Annotated in this window: 23 protein-coding genes and 2 riboswitches; of the genes, 11 read left to right on the top strand and 12 right to left on the bottom strand. The window is 71.9% G+C overall.

The genetic code is table 11. From position 1 onward, the window contains the following. The first annotated feature begins 71 nt into the window (after nt 1-71). The gene (locus tag ACFYX4_RS02765; RefSeq protein WP_389324667.1) at nt 72-884 is read left to right on the top strand and encodes a hypothetical protein; all 813 of its coding nucleotides are present in this window, start codon (nt 72-74) and stop codon (nt 882-884) included. Here the strand turns inward: ACFYX4_RS02765 and ACFYX4_RS02760 are convergent. Further along, complete coding sequence (locus tag ACFYX4_RS02760) at nt 847-1293, bottom strand: ATP-binding protein (RefSeq protein ID WP_389324664.1); 447 nt, start codon at nt 1291-1293, stop codon at nt 847-849. The two genes, ACFYX4_RS02765 and ACFYX4_RS02760, sit on opposite strands and share 38 nt — an antisense overlap. Nucleotides 1294-1394: 101 nt before the next feature. On the opposite strand from ACFYX4_RS02760, the gene ACFYX4_RS02755 reads away from it, so the two are divergent. Beyond that, on the top strand, nt 1395-2240 hold the full coding sequence (locus ACFYX4_RS02755; RefSeq protein WP_389324661.1) for a helix-turn-helix domain-containing protein: 846 nt from the start codon (nt 1395-1397) through the stop codon (nt 2238-2240). Further along, complete coding sequence (locus ACFYX4_RS02750) at nt 2203-2412, top strand: DUF397 domain-containing protein (RefSeq protein ID WP_389324658.1); 210 nt, start codon at nt 2203-2205, stop codon at nt 2410-2412. Before ACFYX4_RS02755 ends, ACFYX4_RS02750 begins: the two co-directional genes overlap by 38 nt. Here ACFYX4_RS02750 and ACFYX4_RS02745 read toward each other — a convergent pair. Then, nucleotides 2396-3565, bottom strand: coding sequence for a steroid 3-ketoacyl-CoA thiolase (locus ACFYX4_RS02745; RefSeq protein WP_389324655.1), 1170 nt, complete (start codon nt 3563-3565; stop codon nt 2396-2398). The genes ACFYX4_RS02750 and ACFYX4_RS02745 overlap by 17 nt on opposite strands. Before the next feature lie 176 nt (nt 3566-3741). Here ACFYX4_RS02745 and ACFYX4_RS02740 point away from each other — a divergent pair, with 176 nt between their 5' ends. From ACFYX4_RS02740 to ACFYX4_RS02730, 3 genes are read left to right on the top strand one after another with little or no spacing between them, the layout of a single operon-like run. Next, nucleotides 3742-4977 (top strand): cytochrome P450, encoded by a 1236-nt coding sequence (locus tag ACFYX4_RS02740; protein ID WP_389324652.1) that lies wholly within the window; start codon nt 3742-3744, stop codon nt 4975-4977. Between the two features lie 45 nt (nt 4978-5022). Further along, a complete protein-coding gene (locus ACFYX4_RS02735; protein WP_389324649.1) occupies nt 5023-5286 on the top strand; it encodes a hypothetical protein in 264 nt (87 codons plus the stop codon). Then, the gene (locus tag ACFYX4_RS02730; protein WP_389324646.1) at nt 5283-5669 is read left to right on the top strand and encodes a hypothetical protein; all 387 of its coding nucleotides are present in this window, start codon (nt 5283-5285) and stop codon (nt 5667-5669) included. The genes ACFYX4_RS02735 and ACFYX4_RS02730 overlap by 4 nt, the downstream gene beginning before the upstream one ends. A gap of 261 nt (nt 5670-5930) precedes the next feature. Here ACFYX4_RS02730 and ACFYX4_RS02725 read toward each other — a convergent pair whose 3' ends face one another. The 7 genes from ACFYX4_RS02725 to ACFYX4_RS02695 all read right to left on the bottom strand — a co-directional run bounded on the left by ACFYX4_RS02725 (nt 5931) and on the right by ACFYX4_RS02695 (nt 13909). Continuing rightward, a complete protein-coding gene (locus ACFYX4_RS02725; RefSeq protein ID WP_389324643.1) occupies nt 5931-6350 on the bottom strand; it encodes a transglycosylase SLT domain-containing protein in 420 nt (139 codons plus the stop codon). A 312-nt stretch (nt 6351-6662) separates the two neighbouring features. Beyond that, complete coding sequence (locus ACFYX4_RS02720) at nt 6663-7475, bottom strand: ECF transporter S component (protein WP_389324641.1); 813 nt, start codon at nt 7473-7475, stop codon at nt 6663-6665. After that, nucleotides 7472-9376 (bottom strand): ABC transporter ATP-binding protein, encoded by a 1905-nt coding sequence (locus tag ACFYX4_RS02715; RefSeq protein ID WP_389324639.1) that lies wholly within the window; start codon nt 9374-9376, stop codon nt 7472-7474. Before ACFYX4_RS02715 ends, ACFYX4_RS02720 begins: the two co-directional genes overlap by 4 nt. Beyond that, complete coding sequence (locus tag ACFYX4_RS02710; RefSeq protein ID WP_389324636.1) at nt 9373-10524, bottom strand: energy-coupling factor transporter transmembrane component T; 1152 nt, start codon at nt 10522-10524, stop codon at nt 9373-9375. Before ACFYX4_RS02710 ends, ACFYX4_RS02715 begins: the two co-directional genes overlap by 4 nt. Then, on the bottom strand, nt 10517-11194 hold the full coding sequence (locus ACFYX4_RS02705) for an SCO2322 family protein (RefSeq protein ID WP_389324633.1): 678 nt from the start codon (nt 11192-11194) through the stop codon (nt 10517-10519). Before ACFYX4_RS02705 ends, ACFYX4_RS02710 begins: the two co-directional genes overlap by 8 nt. Further along, the gene (locus ACFYX4_RS02700) at nt 11191-12444 is read right to left on the bottom strand and encodes a prenyltransferase/squalene oxidase repeat-containing protein (protein ID WP_389324630.1); all 1254 of its coding nucleotides are present in this window, start codon (nt 12442-12444) and stop codon (nt 11191-11193) included. The genes ACFYX4_RS02705 and ACFYX4_RS02700 overlap by 4 nt, the downstream gene beginning before the upstream one ends. Before the next feature lie 134 nt (nt 12445-12578). Further along, nucleotides 12579-12640: riboswitch (cobalamin riboswitch) on the bottom strand. A 195-nt stretch (nt 12641-12835) separates the two neighbouring features. Continuing rightward, nucleotides 12836-13909, bottom strand: a complete 1074-nt coding sequence (locus ACFYX4_RS02695) for an MBL fold metallo-hydrolase (protein WP_389324627.1) — start codon at nt 13907-13909, stop codon at nt 12836-12838. Nucleotides 13910-13994: 85 nt separating this feature from the next. Between ACFYX4_RS02695 and ACFYX4_RS02690 the strand changes: the two genes are divergently transcribed. Together ACFYX4_RS02690 and ACFYX4_RS02685 are read left to right on the top strand one after the other, a co-directional pair. Next, on the top strand, nt 13995-15452 hold the full coding sequence (locus ACFYX4_RS02690; RefSeq protein WP_389324624.1) for an aldehyde dehydrogenase: 1458 nt from the start codon (nt 13995-13997) through the stop codon (nt 15450-15452). An 8-nt stretch (nt 15453-15460) separates the two neighbouring features. Continuing rightward, a complete protein-coding gene (locus ACFYX4_RS02685; protein WP_389324621.1) occupies nt 15461-15694 on the top strand; it encodes a ferredoxin in 234 nt (77 codons plus the stop codon). Between the two features lie 58 nt (nt 15695-15752). Further along, nucleotides 15753-15928: riboswitch (TPP riboswitch) on the top strand. A gap of 19 nt (nt 15929-15947) precedes the next feature. On the opposite strand, the gene ACFYX4_RS02680 is transcribed toward ACFYX4_RS02685, so the two are convergent. Continuing rightward, on the bottom strand, nt 15948-16607 hold the full coding sequence (locus tag ACFYX4_RS02680) for a TetR family transcriptional regulator (RefSeq protein ID WP_389324618.1): 660 nt from the start codon (nt 16605-16607) through the stop codon (nt 15948-15950). Between the two features lie 216 nt (nt 16608-16823). On the opposite strand from ACFYX4_RS02680, the gene ACFYX4_RS02675 reads away from it, so the two are divergent. Genes ACFYX4_RS02675 through ACFYX4_RS02665 form a run of 3 tightly spaced genes read left to right on the top strand, consistent with a single transcriptional unit; the run spans nt 16824 to nt 20133 of the window. Beyond that, nucleotides 16824-18338 (top strand): glycosyltransferase family 4 protein, encoded by a 1515-nt coding sequence (locus tag ACFYX4_RS02675; RefSeq protein WP_389324615.1) that lies wholly within the window; start codon nt 16824-16826, stop codon nt 18336-18338. Continuing rightward, complete coding sequence (locus tag ACFYX4_RS02670) at nt 18332-19066, top strand: class I SAM-dependent methyltransferase (RefSeq protein ID WP_389324612.1); 735 nt, start codon at nt 18332-18334, stop codon at nt 19064-19066. The genes ACFYX4_RS02675 and ACFYX4_RS02670 overlap by 7 nt, the downstream gene beginning before the upstream one ends. Further along, the gene (locus ACFYX4_RS02665) at nt 19063-20133 is read left to right on the top strand and encodes a prenyltransferase/squalene oxidase repeat-containing protein (protein WP_389324609.1); all 1071 of its coding nucleotides are present in this window, start codon (nt 19063-19065) and stop codon (nt 20131-20133) included. The genes ACFYX4_RS02670 and ACFYX4_RS02665 overlap by 4 nt, the downstream gene beginning before the upstream one ends. Nucleotides 20134-20146: 13 nt before the next feature. Here the strand turns inward: ACFYX4_RS02665 and ACFYX4_RS02660 are convergent, their stop codons facing one another. Next, nucleotides 20147-20440: a hypothetical protein gene (locus ACFYX4_RS02660; RefSeq protein ID WP_389324606.1), complete on the bottom strand. Its 294-nt coding sequence runs from the start codon at nt 20438-20440 to the stop codon at nt 20147-20149. A 41-nt stretch (nt 20441-20481) separates the two neighbouring features. Beyond that, the gene (locus ACFYX4_RS02655; protein ID WP_389324604.1) at nt 20482-21492 is read right to left on the bottom strand and encodes an LLM class F420-dependent oxidoreductase; all 1011 of its coding nucleotides are present in this window, start codon (nt 21490-21492) and stop codon (nt 20482-20484) included. Nucleotides 21493-21550: the final 58 nt, after the last annotated feature.

Here is a 21550-nt window from a genome sequence, read left to right as displayed (position 1 = left end):
AGGACAGCAAGGGGTGGGGACGGATGAGGTTGCGGTACACCGCTGCCTGGGTGGCTTGCACGGCGTTGGCGATGGCGGGTATGACAGCGTGCAGCGAGGATCCGGTGGCGGACGCTGCGAAGAAGGCCACCAAGGTGGCCGACAGCACGCAGCAGGCCCGGGCGGCGCTGACGCGTGCGTCGGACAGGACGCGGGAGCTCAGCTCCGCCGAGGTCGAGACGACGACTGTGGTGGATGCCGCCGGAGGCCGGCCGATATCCATGAGCGGCACGTACTCCTGGGGTGACGGGGCCGCCATGGACGTCGAGATGGACACCTCCGCGGCCCAGTTGAGCAGCCTCCAGGATGACCCCACGACCCAGCTCAAGATGGTCGACGGCGCCTACTACTACGAAATCGACCCCCAGCCGAGCGGCCCCCTCAAGGGCAAGCACTGGATGCGCATCGACGTCTCCGCCGTGGCCGGAGAGGCAGGGGCGGCCAGCATCGCGGACAACGCCGACCCCACGGCAGGCCTGCGCTACATCGGCGCCTCCGCGAAGGTGCAGGACCTCGGCGAGGAGACAGTCCTCGGTAAGAAGGCGACCCACTATCAGGGCAGCGTAGGCCCGGAGGCGATCAACAACTCGAAGCTCACCGACGCCGAGAAGAAGGCCGCCCTGAGGGCCGTGTCCGCGGGCGGCGGGAAGATCACGTTCGACATCTGGGTGGACGGCGAAGACCTGCCCGTGCGCCTGAAGCAGGGCGGCGGCGGCATGACCACCACCGTGGACTTCCTGAAGTTCGGTGCCACCAAGACGATCACGGCGCCACCCGCTGCCGACACCGGTGACCTCACCGCGCAGGTCAAGAAGGAGCGCGACAAGGCGCTCGGCAGCCAGTGAGGCACTCGAACCACACCGTCTTCCCGCCCCCTGACACCGGCGTCACTCCCCACCTGTCCACCACCGCGGCCAGGAGGAAGAGGCCCCGGCCGGTCTCCGACTCCGGGTTCAAGGTCGTTGTCGGGGACGGGAGTTCGTCGGAGGTGTCTCTCACCTCCGTTCGGATTCCATCCCGTTGCTTCAGGAAGAACAGCGTGCAGCGGCGGTCCGGGACGTGGCGCAGTACGTTCGCGACCAGTTCCGTCACCGCCAGCTCCACCGCGTCCGACAGCTCCGCCATCTCCCACTCCTCCAGGCATGAGCGGGCGATGTTGCGGATGTGGTGCGCCGAGTGTTCGCCCACCCTGAGCGTCATGCGGTACTGGGGGGCCGTGGGGGCCGCGAGAAGCGAGGGAAGGTATCCGTTCACAGGACGAGCGTGACGTGTCGCGACTACTCTGGGCTACATCGTGAATACAACGCGTTCCGCTGTGGGCGGGGCGTGTTCAGCGTGTGCGAGAGGGGTTGTGCGTGACCCACGTCAATGTCCTGGATCCGGGTGCCTCGCCGCTCGACTACTACGGCTTCGAGCTGCGCAGACTGAGGGAGGCCGCCGGGCTCACACAGCGGCAACTCGGCGACATCCTCAACTACACCGGGTCGTTGGTCGGCCAGATCGAGACCGCGAGGAAGGTCCCGACGGTCGAGTTCAGCGAGCGGGCGGATGCGGCTCTGGTGACGGGCGGTCTGCTGTCGCGACTGGTGGGCCTCGTGCTTCGCAGCCAACTGCCGTCGTGGTTCAGGGAGGTCGCCGAGCTGGAGGCCAGGGCCACCGAGATCTGCACCTTCCAGACCCACATGGTCCACGGCCTGCTGCAAACCCCGGCCTACGTCAGCTCCGTGCTCGGCGTGCTGGACGAGACCGACCTCGACGATCGCACCGCCGTCCGACTCGCACGCCAGCGCATCTTCGAGAAGGACGAGCCGCCGATCCTCTGGGTGATCATCAGCGAGGCCGCGCTCCATCAGGAGATCGGCGGCCCGGCCGTCATGCGGGGCCAACTGGCCCACTTGTTGTCCTTCGAGCGTAACCCGCGCATCAACGTCCAGGTGCTGCCGTTCACCGCCGGAGCGCACGCCGGATCGCAAGGCTCGTTCACCCTCTTCCGCTTCGAGAGTGACCCAGCCATCGTCTACACAGAGGGGTACGGCAGCGGGCATCCGACCGCGAACCCGGACACGGTCGCGGACTGTTCGCTCCGTTACGATCATCTCCGGGCCGCCGCTCTCTCCCTCAAGGATTCGGCGGAGCTGATCCGGCGAGTGATGGAGGAACGCTATGGAGAAGAACCTTCCGGCGGGGATCCAGTGGCGTAAGTCCAGCTACAGCGGCGACCAGGGTGGAGAGTGCGTCGAGGTCGCCGAGATGCCCGTCGCCGTATCCGTACGCGACTCCAAGCACCCGGCGGGCCCAACCCTCACGCTTCGGCCCGCCGCGTTCGCCGCGTTCGTTTCCTGGAGTGGGGGCGGGGCTACAGCCGCTGGATGATCGTCCCGGTGGCCAGGCCGCCCCCCGCGCACATCGTGATGAGCGCGAACTCCTTGTCCGCGCGCTCCAGTTCGTGGAGGGCGGTGATGATGAGGCGGGCGCCCGTCGATCCGACGGGGTGGCCGAGGGCTATTGCGCCGCCGTTGACGTTGACCTTCGACAGGTCCTGGTCGAAGACCTTCGTCCAGCTCAACACCACCGATGCGAAAGCCTCGTTGATCTCGACGACGTCGATGTCCTTGAGGGACATGCCGGCCTTGCCGAGGACCGCCCGGGTGGCGTCGACGGGGCCGTCCAGGTGGAAGTGAGGGTCCGCGCCGACCAGCGCCTGGGCGACGATCCGCGCCCTGGGCTTCAGTTTCAGGGCGCGGGCCATCCGTTTCGACGCCCACATGATCGCCGCCGCGCCGTCGGAGATCTGCGAGGAGTTGCCGGCCGTGTGCACCGCCGTCGGCATGATCGGCTTCAGCCGGGCCAGGGCCTCGGGCGAGGTGTCGCGCAGGCCCTCGTCGCGGTCGACGAGGCGCCACATGCCCTGGCCTGCGGCCTGTTCCTCCTCCGTCGTGGGGACCTGGACCGAGAAGGTCTCGCGCTTGAAGCGCTCCTCCGACCAGGCGTTCGCGGCTCGCGTCTGGGAGAGCAGGCCCAGGGCGTCGACGTCCTCGCGGCTCAACCCCCGGTGCCGGGCGATGCGTTCCGCCGCCTCGAACTGGTTCGGCAGGTCGACGTTCCACTCGTCCGGGAACGGTTTGCCCGGACCGTGCTTCGAGCCCGAGCCGAGCGGCACGCGGGACATCGCCTCCACGCCGCAGGAGATGCCGACGTCGATGACGCCCGCCGCGATCATGTTGGCGGTCATGTGCGAGGCCTGCTGCGAGGAGCCGCACTGGCAGTCGACCGTCGTCGCGGCCGTCTCGTAGGGCAGGCCCATGGTCAGCCAGGCCGTGCGGGCCGGGTTCATGGACTGCTCGCCGGCGTGGGTCACGGTGCCGCCGACGATCTGCTCCACGGCGTCGGCGGGGATGCCGGTGCGGCCGAGGAGTTCGCGGTAGGTCTCGCCGAGGAGGTAGGCGGGGTGCAGGTTGGCGAGCGCGCCGCCGCGCTTGCCGATGGGGGTGCGGACGGCTTCCACGATCACGGGTTCGGCAGCCATGGGTGCGGATCCTCCAGGAACTAGTACGTGTTCTAGTTCTGTTCTGCTGTGTGCAGTCTGCGGACGTGACGTGCGTCACCGCAAGGGTCTTGCAAGCTTCAGGGCCCTGAACTACCTTCACCGCACCCTGTTTCTGATGAACCGTCAGACGGAAAGTCCGATGGCTGGAGCTGCCCATGCACTGTCCAGCGCTTCCCGAGGGGTTCGACTTCACCGACCCCGACCTGCTGCAACACCGTGTGCCCCTGCCTGAATTGGCCGAGCTGCGCCGGGTCGAACCGGTCCGCTGGATCCCCCAGTCGGGGAACGTGGCCGGCTTCCAGGACGAGGGCTACTGGGCGGTGACCCGCCATGCCGACGTCAGGTACGTCTCCACCCACCCTGAGCTGTTCTCCTCCACCGTCAACACCGCCATCATCCGTTTCAACGAGCACATCGAACGTGACTCCATCGACGCGCAGCGGCTGATCCTGCTGAACATGGACCCGCCCGAGCACACGCGGGTGCGGCAGATCGTGCAGCGCGGGTTCACCCCGCGGTCGATCCGCGCGCTGGAGGAGCGGCTGCGGGACCGGGCGACCGCCATCGTCTCCGAGGCGCGTGAACTCGACGGGCCCTTCGACTTCGTCGCCTCCGTCGCCTGCGAACTGCCCCTCCAGGCCATCGCGGAGCTGATCGGCATCCCCCAGGACGACCGGATCAAGATCTTCGACTGGTCCAACAAGATGATCGCCTACGACGACCCCGAGTACGCCATCACCGCGGAGGTCGGCGCGCAGTCCGCCGCCGAACTCATCGCGTACGCGATGAACATGGCCGCCGAGCGCAAGCAGTGCCCGGCACGGGACATCGTCAGCACCCTGGTGGCCGCCGAGAACGAGGGCAACCTCAACTCCGACGAGTTCGGCTTCTTCGTGCTGATGCTCGCCGTCGCCGGCAACGAGACCACGCGCAACGCGATCACGCACGGGATGCACGCGTTCCTCACGCACCCCGAGCAGTGGGAGCTGTACAAGCGGGAGCGGCCCTCGACCGCCGCCGAGGAGATCGTGCGGTGGGCGACGCCCGTCTTCGCCTTCCAGCGCACCGCCACCCAGGACACCGAACTCGGCGGGCAGTTGATCAAGAAGGGGGACCGGGTGGGGCTCTTCTACGCCTCCGCCAACCACGACCCCGACGTGTTCGACCGGCCCGACGAGTTCGTCGTCACCCGGGATCCCAATCCCCACCTCGGCTTCGGCGGGGGCGGCCCGCACTTCTGCCTGGGCAAGTCGCTCGCCGTGCTGGAGATCGACCTGATCTTCAACGCCATCGCCGACGCCATGCCGGGGTTACGGCTGGTCGGAGACCCACGACGACTGCGATCCGCGTGGATCAACGGGGTGAAGGAGCTGCGGGTCGCTACGGAGTGACGGGCGTAGGGGTGGGTGGAGTATACGCGGGCGTATACTCCACTCATGGGTGATGCGATGATTCGAGTGCCCGCCGAGGTTCGGGACCGCCTGGCGGTGATAGCGGAGTCGCGGGGGACATCGATTCGGTCCTTGGTGCAGGACTTCGCGGAGTCGACGTTGACAGAGGAGGAGCGGCGTGAGCGGGCAGAGCGGGCCCGTGCGTATCTGGCCGAGCATTTCGGGGTCGAGGTGACCGACGAAGAGAGCGCCGCGATGGGGCGCAAGCTCCGGGAGGCCTTCGCCCGGCAGCAGGGCGACGCCGCGTGATCCTTCACCATCTGATCCTGGACACGCCGACGTTGGTGGCGCTGTCCGGTAACCGACAGGTGTCGGCGTTGGTCCACCGGGCCTACTTCGAGACCGAGTCCCGCCTGTGGGTGCCGACGCTGTCGGTTCTGGAGGCCGATCGCGAGCACCTCGGGATCGCTGAGCACGTCGGGCAGTTGGAGGTTCTGCACACCGTCGACCTCGACTACTCGGCGGCGCTCGCCGTGGCCCGGATGCATCGCGACGGCGTGCCTCCGGGCATCGCGGCGGCGATTCACGCCGCCGGCCATCTGCCCGAGTGGGACGCGGACGCGCTCGTCGCCACGGTGCATCCGAAGGCGTATGAAGGGCGCGGTGTGCCCGTGCTCGACCTCAACCGCTGAGGCGGCCCAGAACGGCGAAAGCGGCGGCGCGGGGCTGCGAAAACCCCTGAGGGCGATCCGACGCGGAAGGCGGCGGCCCCGGGGATCAGGGGGCCGCCGCCGCTCAGGGGCCGCTCAAGGGCGGTTCAGGCGCCGCGCGGGTGCCGTAGGCGTGCCGTGCGTGCGCTGCGGGCCAGCCGCAGGTGCGTGCGCTGTGCGCGCACCGCTTCCGGTCGTGCCGCGGTGTCGCGGTGCCGCGGCACCGGTCTCCGTCGGGCCGGCTCAGTACCAGCCGTTGGCCTGCCAGAAGGACCAGGCGCCGGTCGGGCTGCCGTAGCGGGAGTTCATGTAGTCCAGACCCCACTTGATCTGGGTCTTGGCGTTGGTCTTCCAGTCAGAACCGGCCGAGGCCATCTTGGAGCCGGGCAGCGCCTGGACGAGGCCGTACGCGCCGGAGGAGGCGTTGGTCGCGTCGACGTCCCAGTTGCTCTCGTGCTGGACGATCTTGCTGAACGCGTCGAACTGCGCGGCGTCCGGGATCATCGTCTGCGCGATCGCCTTGGCCTCGGAGGCGGAGGCCGCGGAGGGGGCCGCCTGGGCGGGCGCCGCGGTCAGGGCCATGCCGGCGGTGGCGGCGGCCACGGCGACGGCGGTGAAGGTCTTCTTCGGGGAGGCGAGGCGGCGGAGGACGGAGACGGACACGGAGAACCTTTTTCTTCGGGGACGGTGATGTCGCGGCGGGCGGCACGACCGTGGGTGAGCGGCGCCCGGCACGCGTCGACGCCGAGGCCCGGGGGCTCGTCGGCGCCGTGCGACGTCATCCAGAGAAACAGGCCCGGAAGGTGCCCGCAATGACCCCTTTTACTAGTTGTGGCCGCATGTGGGTGAACCATCCCGGGTGTGGTGCGGCCCTTCGGGTGCAGGTCGGACGCGGTCTCTGCGTGAACATGGCATCCGAAATGTCCGACTAAGGAGGATCGTAGGTGATGTGGGTCATGTGGGACGCTTCACCGGTCAGCGGTCCTCGAACGTGACCGCGGTCTCGAACGCCGCCCGCCGGGTCGCCCTCCGTAGCGCCCTGAGCACCGCCGGACCGAGGGTGACCGTCAGGACGACGGTGACGACCGCCCGGCCGAGGTCCCAGCCGAGGGACGTCGCCAGGCAGTAGGCCACGAAGGAGGCCAGGTTCTCGGCGACGGCGGCCGTCGGGTCGAAGGCGATCGTCGTGGTGCCCGCGCCCAGGAACGGCCAGCCCTGCATGTTCATCGCCGTGCCGTACGCGAACGCGGCCAGGAAGCCGTAACCGGCGAGCAGCGCGAGCTCCGGGCGGCCCCGCAGCCCGTCCTGGCCCGGGAGCAGGCCCGCGCCCATCGTGAACCAGCCCATCGCCAGCATCTGGAACGGCATCCACGGCCCCACCCCGCCCGTGAGCAGCGCGGACGCGAACATCGTCAGACTGCCGAGGACGAACCCGAAGCCCGGCCCGAGGACCCGGCCGCTCAGCACCATCAGGAAGAACATCGGCTCGATCCCCGCGGTGCCCGCCCCGATCGGGCGCAGCGCCGCGCCGGTCGCCGCCAGCACGCCCAGCATCGCCACGGCCTTCGCGCCGAGCCCCGACTCCGAGATCGTCGCCGCCACCACCGCCACCAGCAGCACCAGCAGACCCGCGAACAGCCAGGGGGCGTCCTGGGCGTGGGCGTTCAGCGTCGAGTGCGGCGGGGCGAGGAACGGCCAGGTGAAGGCGACGACGCCCACGGCGCTGACGAGTACGAGCGCGGCGAGGGACCGCGGGCCCAGACGGACCGCCCGCGCCTGCCGGGTCATCGCAGCGCCTCCCTCACCTGCGCCACCGTGAGCCACGGCTGCGGGGCCAGCACCTTCGTCACCTGCGGGGCGAACGACGGCGAGGAGACGACCACCTCCGCGGTCGGACCGTCCGCGATCACCTCGCCCTCCGCCAGCAGCACCACCCGGTGTGCCAGCTCGGCGGCGAGTTCCACGTCGTGCGTGGCCAGGACGATCGCGTGCCCGGCCGCCGCCAGCTCGCGCAGTACGGCGACCAGGCGGGCCTTGGCCGCGTAGTCCAGGCCGCGGGTCGGCTCGTCGAGGAGGAGCAGGGGCGGGCGGGCGGTCAGCACGACCGCGAGCGCGAGCGTGAGGCGCTGGCCCTCGGAGAGGTCACGCGGGTGCGTGTCGTCCGCGATGTCCGGCAGCAGACCGGAGACCAGGGCGCGGCAGGTGCCGGGGGCGGCCTGCGCGTCCCGGTCGGCCGCCGCGCACTCGGCGGCGACCGTCTCGGCGTAGAGGAGGTCCCGGGGCTCCTGCGGGACCAGGCCGACGCGGCGGACGAGATCGCGGGGCGCGGTCCGACGCGGGACCAGCCCGCCGACCAGGACCGACCCGGCGGACGGCTCGACCAGCCCGACGAGGGTGTTGAGCAACGTGGACTTGCCGGCCCCGTTGCGGCCCATGAGGGCGATGGTCTCGCCGGGGGCGATGGTGAGGTCGACGCCGCGAAGCGCTTGGACGCGGGCGCGGCGGACGGCGAGGGAGGTGACCTCAGCGGGCCGCTCAGCGGACTGCTCCGCGAGGCGCTCCGCGGGTTCTGCGGGTGTGGACCGGCGTCGGCGCCAACGGGACGGCACCGAGGAGGGGCGGGACGGAGTCGAAGCGGGCCGGGACGACGCCGGAGCCGACCGGGACGGCACGGGAGCCGGCCGGGACGGCACGGGAGTCGGCCGGGACGGCACGGGAGCCGACCGGGGCGGCACCGGAGCCGACCGGGGCGGCACGGGAGCCGGCTGGGGCGGCACCGGAGTCGGCTGGGTCGGTGCCGGAGTCGGCCGGGGCGGCTCGGGAACCGTCGGTTCCGGCTCGGCAGGGGGTGGCGATGTGTGCCCCGGTTCGTGGTCCGCCAGGCGTTCCCGCAGGTCGGTGGCGCGGCGGCGGGCGTCTCGGACCGTGAGGGGGAGCGGGGACCACCCCGCCAGCCGGCCCAGGCCCACCACCGGCGGGAACACCGGGGACACGGCCATGATCTCCGTCGGCGCGCCCAGGACCGGGGCCGCGCCGGGAGCGGGCAGCAGGGCGACCTGGTCGGCGTACTGGAGGACGCGTTCCAGGCGGTGTTCCGCCAGCAGCACCGTCGTACCGAGATCGTGGACGAGGCGCAGGAGGACGGCGAGGACCTCCTCGGCGGCGGCCGGGTCGAGCGCGGAGGTCGGCTCGTCCAGGACGAGGACGCTCGGGTGCGGGGTGAGGACCGAGCCGATCGCGACGCGTTGCTGCTGGCCGCCCGAGAGCGTGCCCAGCGGGCGGTCGCGCAGGGCGGCCAGGCCGAGGAGGTCGAGGGTCTCCTCGACGCGGCGGCGCATCACGGCCGGCGGCAGGCCCAACGACTCCATGCCGTAGGCGAGTTCCTCCTCGACGGTGTCGGTCACGAAGTGGGCGAGCGGATCCTGCCCCACCGTCCCTACGACGTCGGAGAGTTCACGTGGCTTGTGGGTGCGGGTGTCGCGCCCGTCGACCGTGACCCGGCCGCGCAGGGTGCCGCCGGTGAAGTGCGGGACCAGGCCGCTGACCGTGCCCAGCAGCGTCGACTTGCCGACGCCGGACGGGCCTGCCAGCAGGACGAGTTCACCCTCGGGGACGGTGAAGTCGACGCCCCGCAGGGTGGGTTCGGGGGCGGCGTCGTACGTCACGGAGACGTTCTCGAAGCGGATCACGACGGTTCCTTCCGGCGGGCCGCGCGGGCGAGGGAGGCGGGGGCGAGGAAGGCGGGGAGGAGGCCGACGAGGATCGCCGCCGTCGGCCAGAGCGGCAGGGTGGGCGCGGTCAGCGGGATCACCCCAGGACGCAGGGCCGCCGGGTCGGTGGAGGCCGCCGCGAAGAGGAGCGCGGCGACGGCGATGCCGGACCCGGCGACCAGGCACGCGCGCGGGGTCCAGCGGTCGGGGCGGTAACGGGTGCGGGGGGAGCGGCGACCGCCGAGGCGGAGCCCGGCGAGGGCGGCGGCGAGGCCGGCGAGAAGCACCGGCAGACCGTACGCCCCGCCCACGGCGGTGAGCAGCCCGTACGTTCCCGCGCACACGCCGAGCAGCCCGCCCAGGGTGAGGGCGGCGGTCGTACGGCGGACGGGGGCGGGGACGTCGGCGGTACGGCCGTAGCCGCGGGCGTCCATCGCGGCGGCGAGGGCGATGGAGCGTTCGAGCGCGCCCTCCAGGACCGGGAGCGCCACTTGGAGCAGACCGCGCAGGCCCCTGTCAGGGCGACCCCGGAGACGGCGGGCGGCTCGCAGACGCTGGACGTCGGCGATGAGATGCGGGGCGAAGGTCAGCGCCACGACGGCGGCGACCCCGGCCTCGTACAGCGCGCCGGGGAGGGATTTCAGCAGGCGGGAGGGGCTGGCGAGGGCGTTCGCCGCGCCCACGCAGACGAGGAGGGTAGCGAGGCGGAGACCGTCGTAGAGCGCGAAGAGGACGCCCTCGGCGGTGACCTTGCCGCCGAGGCGGATGCCCTGGGCCCAGTCGGGGAGGGGGACTTCGGGGAGGGTGAGGATCACGTGCGTGCCGGGGACGGGGGAGCCGAGGGCGACGACGAAGAGGAGGCGGATGAGGAGGACGGCGAGGGCGAGGTGGAGGAACGCCGAGTAGCTGCGGGACCAGGGGGTGTCCGGGCGGCAGGTGAGGACGACGTAGGCGGAGGTGGTGAGGAGGAGCGCGAGGAGGAGAGGGTTGGTGGTGCGGGTGGCGGCGGTGCCCAGGGCCAGGGCCCAGAGCCACCACGCGCCGGGATGGAGTCGCGCGGGGGGCCGGTGTCGGGGGGCGGGCCGGTATCGGGGGGTGGGGGCGGGCTCGGTCTTGCTTCTAGTCATGCCTGTCATGCCTGCGCCGTCGGGCCTGCCAGATCGCTGCTCCCGCCAGGGCCGCGATCAGGGCTCCCCCTGCGTAGAGGCTCAGGGACGGGCCCTGGTCTTCCTCGGGGGCGGGCTCGGTGGTCGTGGGGGTGTCGCCCGTGGTTCTGTCCGGGGTCCCGTCCGTGGCGACCTGCTCGCCGCAGCCCGTTCTCGGGTAGCCGGCGATCGCGCAGAGGAGGGCGTTGGTGTCGTAGCGGAGGGGCTTGGCGACCGCCGCGAGGGCCTCCGCCGTCGTCGCGTCCTCGGGGACGCGGGCGCAGGCCGTCCGGGGTGTCGGCGGGGTTTCCCCGGAGGGGGCGTCCGCCGCCGTGCCGAAGTCGATCACCAAGGCGATCCGCTTCCTGCCGTCCTGCGCGGGCGTCTTCGCGCAGATCGCCGCGAACGACGTCGTCCCGCGCGGCTGGGACGCGTCCGCGGAGTCCGCGCTGACGGCGAAGCGGAAGCCCTGGACGTCGCCGTCGGCGGGACGGGCGGTGGAGGGGCCCTGGGTGGCGTACGTCCAGCGGTCGCCCGCGCGGTCCCAGAAGGACCAGTAGCGGTAGCCGGCCGCCTGGGCCTGGCCGCCGGAACCGGCCAGGACCAGGAGCAGCGCGGTGAGGACGAGCCCGGCGCGGCGGCGGTGGGTCACGGCTGCTGCTTCCGGCGTCCGCTGATCAGGAAGCCGATGCCGATGCCGGCGACGAGGAAGACGCCGACGGTCCACCAGACGCCGAAGCCGTCATCGGAGTCGCCCTTGTTGTCCTTTTCGTCCTTGTCGTCCCTCGTGTCCTCATCGCCCGGCTTCTCCGTGGCTGCTTCCCCGCTCGCCTGCGGTGTCGGACCGGTCGCGTTGAGGGCGGCGACGAGGTCCGTGCCGCCGAAGGCGCGCGGGTCCGAGCCCGTGGCGTGGGCGGCGAAGATCAGCTGGGCGTAGGCGGCGGGGCCGCCCTGCTTCGCCCAGGCGCCGGCGTTCTTCTCGAGCCAGCCGAGGGGCTTCTCGGCCTGCTCGGCGCCGCCCTGCGCGGCGAGGGCGACCACGGCGTCGGCGGTGTTGCCGTAGTCCGGCTGGTTCTCCGCGCCGGGCAGTACGGACATCAGGTGGCTGTCCTTGGCGACGGCCTTCGCCAGGTAGGCGGCCCCGTTCGCGGCGGCCTGCTGCGGGGTCGGGCTGCCGGTTCCGGCGCAGACGGCGTCCGCCTTCTTGCCGGCTTCGGGGGCCAGGCCCAGGCCGAGTGCGCCGAGGACGCCCGCGGCCGTCGCGTCCGCGTTGGCGGCCAGCTTGCCCTGCTTGTCGGGCTGGTAGGCGAAGGCGCCGCCCGCGTCGCAGGGGAGCGCGAGCTCGACCAGGGCGTCGTACGGGGACTTGCCGCCCTTGAGGACCTGGTCCGGCTTCGCGCCGGCCGCGGTCAGCGCGCCGATGACGACGGAGGTGGAGTTGGCGTCGCTGGCGCCGCCGGGGGCGTACCCCCAGCCGCCGTCGGCGTTCTGCACCGACTTCAGCCAGCCGACGGCCTTGTCCGTCGCCGCACGCTGACCGCCGAGCGCTGCGAGGGCCTGGACGGCGGCGGCCGTGCTGTTGCTGTCGACCATGAGCTTGGCGTCGCAGGGTTTGGCGGGGTCCGCGCGGAACGCGGCGAAGGCGCCGGTGGCGCACTGCTGGCCGGTCAGCCACTTCACGGCCTGGTCAGCGGGCCGCACGCCCACCGTGTCCTGGGCGAGCAGCGCGAGCGACTGACGCCAGACGCCGTCGTAGGTCGGGTCGGCGGTGCCGTACAGGCCGGCCGGGATCACCGCCGTCGGGGACGGCGAGGGGGACGCGGCGACGGCGGGCGTGGCGGCGCCGATCAGTGCGGTGGCGGCGGTGGCGGTCAGGACCGCGGCGCTGCGGCGGACGTTCATGATCGGCGGGTGCCTCTCCCTGCGGGGAGCCGGGCAGCGCGGGACCCCCCGGCGGCTCGGCCCCGTGAACCTCGACGGTGCCGTGCGACGGCGGGCTGCCGGCGCACGCGAGCCCCACTCTCCCGCCGGGACAGTCCGGCTCACCTGCCCCGCGGGGCAGCTCACGGTTGCGGGTCAGCGCCGGATTCGCACCGGCTTTACCCCGTACGGGTGTGATGGCGACCCGGCTACTGTACTCGCCCGTAACAACGCGCCTGAGGGCTGGCTGTGCGGGCGGGGGGCGTCGGCCCGGGTGCGGGCTTCCTGCGGGCGTCCCTTAGGTGCCCCCGGCGTCTTTGAGGTGTTCCCTGGGTGTCCCTTAGGTGTCCCCTGGCGTCTCCTGGGGCTCCCCTCACACTGCCACGTAGGTCACCGGATCGCTGCCGGTGACCGCCTCCGCCCGTCCCTGCTTCACCAGCCTCCGCAGATGGGCCTCGGCCTCCGAGACGGCGATGTTCCGTGATCCGTAGGGGATCTGCTCCCAGGGCCGGTTCCACTCCATGCGCTCGGCGAGCTGCCAGGGGGTGAGGGGTTCGGCGAGGAGGGTCAGCAGGCCGGTGAGGCGGTCCCCGTGGTGGGTCAGCAACTCCCGTACGCGGGAGGGCGCGTCGGTGAAGGCGTGCTGGTGGGCGGGGAGGATCTCGGCGGGGGCGAGGCGGCCGACGCGTTCGAGGGAGGCGAGGTAGTCGCCGAGGGGATCGGTGACGGTGGCGTCGTCGGGGTCCTCGTACAGGCCGATGTGCGGGGTGATCTCGGGGAGCAGGTGATCGCCGGAGAACAGCCGCCCGCGGCCCGGGAGTTGTGCCGGGTGCTCCTCCTCCAGGTGCAGGCAGACATGGCCGGGGGTGTGGCCCGGCGTCCAGATCGCGCGCAGGCGGCGGCCGGGCAGGTCGAGGAGTTCGCCGGGGACGATCTCCCGGTCGGGCAGCGCGGGGGAGAGGCCGGGCAGGGTGCGCCGGCGGGCCGTGCGCAGGGGCGTCACGTGCTCTTCGGGCGCCCCGGCGGCGACCAGCTTCTCCGTCATGTACGTGAACCAGCGCTCGGGGCGGGTCGAACGGGTCCGGCGCACGATGGAGGCGTCCGCGGCATGCATCGCCACCCACGCCCCGGAGGCCTCCCGCACCCGCCCGGACAGACCGTGGTGGTCGGGGTGATGGTGGGTGATGACGACGCCGTACAGCTCGCCGACGGAGGTGCCGCAGGAGGCGAGACCGGCGGCGAGCGCGTCCCAGGAGGCCGGATCGTCCCAGCCGGTGTCGACCAGCACCGGCCCCCGGTCGGTGTCGACGACGTACACGAGGGTGTGCCCCAACGGGTTGTCAGGAATGGGCACTTGAAGGGAACGCACACCCCCGCCGTGATCGCGCACCCCCGGCACGGCACCGCGCGCCGCCCCCCGGCCCCGACCGTCCTGGCTGCTGCTCATGCGCCCTCCGTCCCACGGCCATTGCCCACTATAACTAGAACTGGTATCAGTTTCTGAAACACCGTCAGAAACGAAGGCAGTCGCCATGGCCGAGTTCCTGGAACACCGACAGCTGTTCATCGGCGGGGAGTTGACCGACCCCCTCGGCAAGGACGTCATCGAGGTGATCTCGCCGCACACGGAGGAGGTCATCGGGCGTGTCCCGCATGCCTCGCGGGCCGACGTGGACCGGGCGGTCGCGGCGGCGCGCCAGGCCTTCGACGAGGGGCCCTGGCCCCGGATGTCCCTCGACGAGCGGATCGCGGTCGTCACCCGCGTCAAGGACGGGATCGCGGCCCGCCACGACGAGATGGCCCGCATGATCTCCTCCGAGAACGGCTCCCCGTACTCCTGGAGCGTCCTCGCGCAGGCCCTCGGCGCGATGATGGTGTGGGACGCGGCGATCACCGTCGCCCGGGACTTCCCGTACGAGGAGCGGCGCGACGGCGTGCTGGGGAAGATCCTCGTGCGGCGGGAGCCGGTGGGGGTCGTCGCGGCCGTCGCCCCCTGGAACGTCCCGCAGTTCGTGGCCGCCGCCAAGCTCGCGCCCGCGCTGCTCGCCGGCTGCACGGCGGTGCTGAAGCCGTCGCCCGAATCGCCGCTGGACGCCTATCTGCTGGCGGAGATCACGCGGGAGGCCGGGCTGCCGGAGGGCGTGCTGTCGATCCTCCCGGCGGACCGCGAGGTGAGCGAGTACCTGGTCGGGCACCCCGGCGTCGACAAGGTCTCCTTCACTGGATCCGTGGCGGCCGGCCGGCGCGTGATGGAGGTGGCGTCCAGGAATCTCACGCGTGTGACGCTGGAGCTGGGCGGGAAGTCGGCGGCGGTCGTCCTGCCCGACGCGGACCTCGGCGCCGCCGTCCCCGGGATCGTCTCGGCCGCCTGGATGAACAACGGGCAGGCCTGCGTCGCCCAGACCCGCATCCTCCTCCCGCGCTCGCGCTACGACGAGTTCGCGGACGCCTTCGCCTCGGCCGCGAGCGCCCTCGTCGTCGGCGACCCGCTCGACCCGGCGACCCAGGTCGGCCCGCTGGTCGCGCGCCGCCAGCAGCAGCGCAACCTCGACTACATCCGCATCGGCCAGGAGGAGGGCGCGAAGATCCTCACCGGCGGCGGACGCCCGCCCGGCCTGGACCGCGGCTGGTACGTCGAGCCCACCCTCTTCGGCGACGTCGACAACTCGATGCGGATCGCCCGCGAGGAGATCTTCGGCCCGGTGATCTGCCTCCTCCCCTACGGGGACGAGTCCGAGGCCCTGAAGATCGCCAACGACTCCGACTACGGCCTCAGCGGCAGCGTGTGGACGGCGGACGTCGCCCACGGCGTCGAGGTCGCGCGCCAGGTCCGCACCGGCACCTACTCGGTGAACACCTTCAGCCTGGACATGCTCGGCCCGTTCGGCGGCTACAAGAACTCCGGGCTGGGCCGGGAGTTCGGGCCCGAGGGGTACGGCGAGTACCTGGAGCACAAGATGATCCATCTGCCGGCCGGCTGGGAGGGCTGAGGCCCGCCATGGGGGATCGCTGGCACGTCGAGGTCGACCGCGCCCTGTGCATCGGCTCCGCGCAGTGCCTCCACCACGCGCCGGGCGGCTTCCGCCTGGACACCGCCCGGCAGTCCCACCCCGTCGATCCGGACACCGACGCGAACGAACGGGTGCTGGAGGCGGCGGAGAGCTGCCCGGTGGAGGCCATCGCGATCACGCTGGTGGGGAGCGGGGAGGCGGTGTTCCCGCCCGAAGAGTAAAAAATCCCATTTGGGGGGTTTCATATTCCCCTGGGCGTTCTATTCTGTTATTGGCCTACGGGACGAGTGAGGGAGTCCGACCGGAGTAGCCGACTTTGGCGAGACGCTTCGGCATCCGCTGGGGCCGACATCGACGGTCGGGCTGAGAGGCCGAAGGGCAGCGACTGGGCCGGACGGCGACCCCCAACACCTGATCCGGGCAATACCGGCGAAGGGAACCCGTCTCGTAGGTTCTCTCTGTGTCCGCGCGCTGTTATGCGCGCTCCGCGCTCGGCGCGTCGATCAGGCGGCACACCGTTTCGATGTCGATCCGTACCTGGGCGATGGAGGCGCGGCCCGAGAGCCAGGTGATCAGGGCCGAGTGCCAGGTGTGTTCGATGACGCGGACCGCGGAGAGCTGTTCGGGGGCGGGGTCCGCGAGGCCCATCGCGTCGAGGATGATCGCCGTCGTCTGGCGGGAGACCTGGTCGACCTCGGGGGAGACGCTGCGGTCGGCGAAGGTGAGGGCGCGGACCATCGCGTCGGCCAGGTGGGGTTCGCGCTGGAGCGCGCGGAAGGCGCGCATCAGGGTCTCCGCGACCCGTTCGGCCGGGGTGTCGCCCGACGGGGGCTTCTTGCGCAGGGTGCCGTGCATGCGCTCCAGCTGGTCCTGCATGGTGGCGACCAGCAGGTGCACCTTGGAGGGGAAGTAGCGGTAGAGGGTGCCCAGGGCGACCTGGGACGACTCGGCGACCTCCCGCATCTGCACCGCGTCGAACCCGCCCCGGCTGGCCAGTTGCGCGCTCGCGTGCAGGATGCGGCGACGGCGGGCCTCCTGCCGTTCGGTGAGCGGCGGGGAGGGGGGCTCGGCCGGGCGAGCGGAGCCGGGGGCGGGGGCGGGGGAGGTGCGTCGGGTGCTGGCTTCCGCGGGCATGGGTGCTGGTCCCGTTCCGTGACAGTCGGTGAGGGCTGTGATCACACAGCAGAACCAGGGCCTCCGGTCGTGGTGTGAATCACCCGATCCACTGCTCCCAGTGTCCTTACCTGCCGGTAGATTCAGAGCCTCCCGAACGATCAAGTCTGAAACTTGTTCTAGATTAGCGTCCCGTCGTAGTCTCGCGGGACAATGCAGGCAGAAGGGGGCCCCGGAGTGACCGCTGAGGCCAGTCAGGCGGGGCCCGGACCGGCCCTCGCCGCGGACGGCGGGCGACCGCTCGACATCGCGCTCCTCACCTATAAAGGGAACCCGTTCTGCGGCGGTCAGGGGGTCTACGTCCGCCACCTCTCGCGCGAACTGGTCCGCCTCGGCCACCGCGTCGAGGTCATCGGCTCCCAGCCCTACCCCGTGCTCGACGCCCTCGACGTCCTCGGCGAGGAGCACGCCGGCCGGCTCTCCCTGACCGAGCTGCCGAGCCTCGACCTCTACCGCCAGCCCGACCCCTTCCGCACCCCGAAGCGCGACGAGTACCGCGACTGGATCGACGCGCTGGAGGTCGCCACCATGTGGACCGGCGGCTTCCCCGAGCCGCTGACCTTCTCGCTGCGCGCCCGCCGCCATCTGCGGGCCCGGCGCGGCGAGTTCGACGTCGTGCACGACAACCAGACCCTCGGATACGGGCTGTTGGGCGACGTCGGCGCGCCGCTCGTCACGACGATCCACCATCCCATCACCGTCGACCGGCAGTTGGAGCTCGACGCCGCCGAGGGCTTGCAGCGGCGGCTGTCCGTGCGCCGCTGGTACGCGTTCACCCGGATGCAGAAGCGCGTCGCGCGCCGGCTGCCGTCCGTGCTCACCGTCTCCGGCACCTCCCGCCAGGAGATAGCCGACCACCTCGGCGTCCGCGACGACCGCATCCACGTCGTCCACATCGGCGCCGACACCGACCTGTTCTCCCCCGACGCCTCGGTGCCCGTCGTCCCCGGCCGGATCGTGACCACCTCCAGCGCGGACGTGCCGCTCAAGGGCCTGGTCTTCCTCGTCGAGGCGCTGGCGAAGATCCGCGCCGAGCACCCCGGCGCCCATCTCGTCGTCGTGGGCAAGCGCCCGCAGGAGGGGCCGGTCGCCCAGGCCGTGGAGCGCTACGGCCTCGAAGGGGCCGTCGAGTTCGTCAAGGGCATCTCCGACGCGGAGCTCGTCGACCTGGTCCGCTCGGCGGAGGTCGCCTGCGTGCCGTCGCTGTACGAGGGCTTCTCGCTGCCGGCCGCCGAGGCCATGGCGACCGGGACGCCGCTCGTCGCCACCACCGGCGGCGCGATCCCCGAGGTCGCCGGACGCGACGGGGAGACCTGCCTGGCGGTCGCGCCGGGCGACTCCGGCGCGCTGGCCGCCGCCCTGAGCCGCCTCCTCGGCGACGCCGCGCTGCGCGCCCGCCTCGGCGTGGCCGGCCGCGCACGCGTGCTGGAACGGTTCACCTGGGCCCGCGCGGCCGAGGGCACCGTGTCCCGCTACCGCGAGGCCATCGAACGGGCGGGGAGCGGACGGGCGGGCGGCGGACCGGCGGGCAGCCGACGGGCGAACGGCGGACGGGTCTCCGTCCAGGGCGCCGCCCCGGCCTCAGCGGAGCCCTCGGCCACCGCGACCCCTGCCGCCCCCGCGAAGCCCCAAGTCCCCGGCGACGACGTTGTATCCGATGTATCCGATCGCGAAAGCAGGGCCACGTGCTGACCGTCGACTTCTCCCGGTTCCCGCTCGCCCCGGGCGACCGTGTCCTGGACCTCGGCTGCGGGGCCGGCCGGCACGCCTTCGAGTGCTACCGGCGCGGCGCGCAGGTCGTGGCCCTGGACCAGAACGCCGACGAGATCCGCGAGGTCGCCAAGTGGTTCGCGGCGATGAAGGAGGCGGGTGAGGCCCCCGAGGGGGCCACCGCCACCGCCATGGAGGGCGACGCGCTCGCGCTGCCGTTCCCGGACGAGTCCTTCGACGTCGTCATCATCTCCGAGGTGATGGAGCACATCCCCGACGACAAGGGTGTCCTCGCCGAGATGGTCCGGGTCCTCAAGCCCGGCGGCCGGATCGCGATCACCGTCCCGCGCTACGGCCCCGAGAAGGTCTGCTGGACGCTGTCCGACGCCTACCACGAGGTCGAGGGCGGCCACATCCGCATCTACAAGGCCGACGAACTGCTCGCCAAGATCCGCGAGGCGGGACTCACGCCGTACGGCACCCACCACGCGCACGCGCTGCACTCCCCGTACTGGTGGCTGAAGTGCGCGTTCGGCGTCGACAACGACAAGGCGCTGCCGGTGCGCGCGTACCACAAGCTGCTGGTCTGGGACATCATGAAGAAACCGCTGGCCACCCGGGTCGCCGAGCAGGCGCTGAACCCGCTCATCGGCAAGAGCTTCGTGGCCTACGCCACCAAGCCCCACCTCCCCGCGGTGGACGCGCGGTGACCACTCCCCGGACGGAACACCTGGTCCTGCCCGGGGTCCTCACCGCCGAGCAGGCCGCCGCGACCGTCCGCGGCATCCTCGCGGAGCAGCGGGAGGACGGCGCGATCCCGTGGTTCCGGGGCCACCACCTCGACCCCTGGGACCACACCGAGGCCGCGATGGCCCTCGACGCCGCCGGTGAGCACGAGGCCGCCGAGCGGGCCTACGACTGGCTCGCCCGGCACCAGAACGAGGACGGCTCCTGGTACGCCGCCTACGCCGACGGCGACTTCGCCGACGTCACCGACCGCGGCCGGGAGACGAACTTCGTCGCCTACATAGCCGTCGGGGTGTGGCACCACTACCTGTCCACCGGCGACGACACGTTCCTGGACCGCATGTGGCCGGCCGTCTACGCGGCCGTCGAGTACGTGCTGCGGCTCCAGCAGCCGGGCGGACAGATCGGCTGGCGGCGCGACGACGACGGCACTCCCGTCGCCGACGCCCTGCTGACCGGGTCGTCGTCGATCCACCACGCGCTGCGCTGTGCGCTCGCCATCGCCGAGCAGCGCGAAGAGCCGCAGCCCGACTGGGAGTTGGCGGCGGGCGCGCTGCGGCATGCCATCCGGCGGCACCCGGAACGGTTCCTGGACAAGGGCCGTTATTCGATGGACTGGTACTACCCGGTGCTGGGCGGCGCGTTGACCGGCGCGGAGGCCAAGTCCCGTATCGAGGCGGACTGGGACAGGTTCGTCGTGCCCGGACTCGGCGTGCGCTGCGTCGTGCCCAACCCGTGGGTGACGGGCGGCGAGTCGGCCGAACTCGCCCTCGCGCTCTGGGCAATGGGCGAGTCCGACCGGGCGCTGGAGATCCTCCAGTCGATCCAGCATCTGCGCGACGCGGAGTCGGGGCTGTACTGGACCGGGCTCGTCTTCGAGGACCGGGCCGTCTGGCCTCAGGAGCTGACCACGTGGACGGCGGGATCGCTGCTGCTGGCGGTCGCCGCGCTGGGCGGCCACGAGGCCACCTGCGCGGTGTTCGGCGGGGAGCGCCTGCCGGCGGGGCTGGATCCCGACTGCTGCGGATAGCCGCCGGCCGTCCTCAGTGGCGCTGGACCCGGTTGGCTATCGCGTGGCCCACGAACAGGTACACGACCGCTGCCAGGCCGTAGCCCGCCACCACCCGCGCCCACGCCTCGTCGAAGGTGAACAGGTCATGGGACCAGCCCGCCAGCCAGCGGGCCACGTCGTGCACGAACTGCACGAACTCGTTGCCCTGGTTGGCCCCCAGCAGGTACATGAGGATCCACAGGCCCAGGATGAGGGCCATCACGTCGGCCACGACGGCGATGACCGTGCTGGCCTGGTTGGCGCCGTTGCGATATCGAGGGGACATGTACTCCGGTTTGCCGCCCGCATCGGCATGAAACCAGCGGCCTAGGAATTGAGTTCGGCCAGCACCCTCAGCGTGTGCGGGTCCGGCGTCACCACCAGCAGGTCCGTCACCGGGCCCTTGCGCCACAGGTCCAGCCGCTCGGCGATCCGTTCGCGCGAGCCGATCAGGGAGATCTCGTCGGCGAAGGAGTCCGGGACGGTCAGGACGGCCTCCTCCCGGCGTCCGGCGAGGAACAACTCCTGGATGCGCCGGGCCTCTTCCCCGTAGCCCATGCGGGCCATCAGGTCGGCGTGGAAGTTGCGGGTGGCGTGCCCCATGCCGCCGATGTAGAAGCCGAGCATCGCCTTGACGGGCAGCAGCCCCTCGGCGACGTCGTCGCAGACCCGTGCCTGGGCCAGGGGCGCGACCCGGAAACCCGCCGGCAGCTCCGCCAGCGCGGGCCCGTACGCGTCGGGGCGGTTCGGCGACCAGTACAGCGGCAGCCAGCCGTCGGCGATCCGGATCGTCTGGGCCACGTTCTTCGGCCCCTCCGCGCCCAGCAGCACGGGCAGATCGGCGCGCAGCGGGTGGGTGATGGGCTTCAGTGGCTTGCCCAGCCCGGTCCCGTCCGGGCCCCGGTAGGGGTGGGAGTGGAACCGCCCGGCCACCTCCACCGGCCCCTCCCGCGCGAGGACCTGCCGTACGACGTCGACGTACTCCCGGGTCGCGGTCAGCGGCGACCTCGGGAACGGGCGGCCGTACCAGCCCTCGACGACCTGCGGGCCGGACAGGCCGAGCCCGAGCAGCATCCGTCCGCCGGAGAGGTGGTCCAGGGTGAGCGCGTGCATCGCCGTCGTCGTCGGCGAACGGGCCGCCATCTGCGCAACGGCCGTACCCAGCCCGATCCTTGACGTGCGGGCCGCGATCCAGGTGAGCGGGGTGAAGGCGTCCGACCCCCACGACTCGGCCGTCCACACGGAGGCGTAGCCGAGCCGCTCCGCCTCCAGCGCCAGCTCCACATGGCCGGGGGAGGGGCCGCGCCCCCAGTAGCCGAGCGCCAGGCCGAGCCGCATCACTGCCTCCTGACGAACCGTCAGACGACGGGGGAGAGGGCGACTGTACGGCAACGGC

The sequence above is a fragment of the Streptomyces sp. NPDC002328 genome, from assembly GCF_042890065.1.
GTDB lineage: Bacteria > Actinomycetota > Actinomycetes > Streptomycetales > Streptomycetaceae > Streptomyces.
This window is presented reverse-complemented; position numbering and strand designations above follow the sequence as displayed.

Coding starts and splice junctions, on each gene's coding strand:
- ACFYX4_RS02750 (WP_389324658.1), top strand. CDS start 2,203: ATGGAGAAGAACCTTCCGGCGGGGATCCAGTGGCGTAAGTCCAGCTAC.
- ACFYX4_RS02710 (WP_389324636.1), bottom strand. CDS start 10,524: ATGACTAGAAGCAAGACCGAGCCCGCCCCCACCCCCCGATACCGGCCC.
- ACFYX4_RS02720 (WP_389324641.1), bottom strand. CDS start 7,475: ATGACCCGGCAGGCGCGGGCGGTCCGTCTGGGCCCGCGGTCCCTCGCC.
- ACFYX4_RS02740 (WP_389324652.1), top strand. CDS start 3,742: ATGCACTGTCCAGCGCTTCCCGAGGGGTTCGACTTCACCGACCCCGAC.
- ACFYX4_RS02655 (WP_389324604.1), bottom strand. CDS start 21,492: ATGCGGCTCGGCCTGGCGCTCGGCTACTGGGGGCGCGGCCCCTCCCCC.
- ACFYX4_RS02735 (WP_389324649.1), top strand. CDS start 5,023: ATGGGTGATGCGATGATTCGAGTGCCCGCCGAGGTTCGGGACCGCCTG.
- ACFYX4_RS02745 (WP_389324655.1), bottom strand. CDS start 3,565: ATGGCTGCCGAACCCGTGATCGTGGAAGCCGTCCGCACCCCCATCGGC.
- ACFYX4_RS02695 (WP_389324627.1), bottom strand. CDS start 13,909: ATGAGCAGCAGCCAGGACGGTCGGGGCCGGGGGGCGGCGCGCGGTGCC.
- ACFYX4_RS02765 (WP_389324667.1), top strand. CDS start 72: ATGGCGGGTATGACAGCGTGCAGCGAGGATCCGGTGGCGGACGCTGCG.
- ACFYX4_RS02680 (WP_389324618.1), bottom strand. CDS start 16,607: ATGCCCGCGGAAGCCAGCACCCGACGCACCTCCCCCGCCCCCGCCCCC.
- ACFYX4_RS02660 (WP_389324606.1), bottom strand. CDS start 20,440: ATGTCCCCTCGATATCGCAACGGCGCCAACCAGGCCAGCACGGTCATC.
- ACFYX4_RS02700 (WP_389324630.1), bottom strand. CDS start 12,444: ATGAACGTCCGCCGCAGCGCCGCGGTCCTGACCGCCACCGCCGCCACC.
- ACFYX4_RS02685 (WP_389324621.1), top strand. CDS start 15,461: ATGGGGGATCGCTGGCACGTCGAGGTCGACCGCGCCCTGTGCATCGGC.
- ACFYX4_RS02690 (WP_389324624.1), top strand. CDS start 13,995: ATGGCCGAGTTCCTGGAACACCGACAGCTGTTCATCGGCGGGGAGTTG.